Below are 1,534 nucleotides of genomic sequence, written 5' to 3' on the forward strand. Positions count from 1 at the left end.
TTCTCTAAGAAAGGAGGTGATCCAACCGCAGGTTCACCTACGGTTACCTTGTTACGACTTCACCCCAGTCGCTGTGTGTGCCGTGGGCAGTAGCTACTTTAGCATCCTGACTTAAGGCAAACACAACTCCCATGGTGTGACGGGCGGTGAGTACAAGACCCGGGAACGTATTCACCGCAACATGGCTGATTTGCGATTACTAGCGATTCCAGCTTCATGCAGGCGAGTTGCAGCCTGCAATCCGAACTGAGAGATGTTTTTAAGATTGGCTCAGCCTCGCGGCATTGCATCTCTTTGTGCACCCCATTGTAGCACGTGTGTAGCCCTAGGCGTAAGGGCCATGATGACTTGACGTCGTCCTCACCTTCCTCCTGCTTACGCAGGCAGTATTCTTAGAGAGCTCAGCATAACCTGTTAGCAACTAAGAAAGAGGGTTGCGCTCGTTGCGGGACTTAACCCAACATCTCACGACACGAGCTGACGACAGCCGTGCAGCACCTGTTTTCAGGGTCTAGCAAGCTAGACACTCCGCTATTTCTAGCAGATTCCTTCAATGTCAAGCCTAGGTAAGGTTCTTCGTGTATCGTCGAATTAAACCACATGCTCCACCGCTTGTGCGGGTCCCCGTCTATTCCTTTGAGTTTTAATCTTGCGACCGTACTCCCCAGGCGGGATGCTTAAGGCGTTAGCTGCATTACTGGGGGGACAAAGCCCCCCAACAACTAGCATCCATCGTTTAGGGCGTGGACTACCAGGGTATCTAATCCTGTTTGCTCCCCACGCTTTCGTGCAATCAGCGTCAGTATTGTTCCAGCAGGTCGCCTTCGCAATGAGTATTCCTCTTGATCTCTACGGATTTTACCCCTACACCAAGAATTCCACCTACCTCTCCCACACTCCAGAGTTGTAGTTTCAAATGCAGTTCTATGGTTAAGCCATAGGATTTCACATCTGACTTACAACCCCGCCTACGCACTCTTTACGCCCAGTGATTCCGAGTAACGCTTGCACCCTCCGTATTACCGCGGCTGCTGGCACGGAGTTAGCCGGTGCTTATTCGTCAGATACCGTCATTATCTTCTCTGACAAAAGGAGTTTACAATCCTAAAACCTTCATCCTCCACGCGGCGTTGCTGCTTCAGGCTTGCGCCCATTGAGCAATATTCCCTACTGCTGCCTCCCGTAGGAGTCTGGACCGTGTCTCAGTTCCAGTGTGTCCGTTCACCCTCTCAGGCCGGATACCCGTCATTGCCTTGGTGAGCCTTTACCTCACCAACAAGCTGATAGGACATAGACCAATCCTTTAGCGATAAATCTTTCCCCCGTAGGGTAGTATTTGGTATTAATCACCATTTCTAGTGGCTATCCCAAACTAAAGGGCATGTCATCTATGCGTTACTCACCCGTGCGCCACTAATCCACCTAGCAAGCTAGGCTTCATCGTTCGACTTGCATGTATTAGGCACGCCGCCAGCGTTCACTCTGAGCCAGGATCAAACTCTCCATAAAGTTAAGTTTATCCTAAACTGGCTCT

1 rRNA gene is annotated in these 1,534 nt (G+C 50.7%); it reads right to left on the minus strand.

Annotated elements, in window-relative coordinates:
- Positions 1 to 9: 9 nt before the first annotated feature.
- A 16S ribosomal RNA gene (locus tag C6H04_RS04215) occupies positions 10 to 1,509 on the minus strand.
- Positions 1,510 to 1,534 lie beyond the last annotated feature (25 nt).

Origin of the sequence: Helicobacter salomonis (assembly GCF_900197775.1) — a bacterium.
Lineage (GTDB): Bacteria > Campylobacterota > Campylobacteria > Campylobacterales > Helicobacteraceae > Helicobacter > Helicobacter salomonis.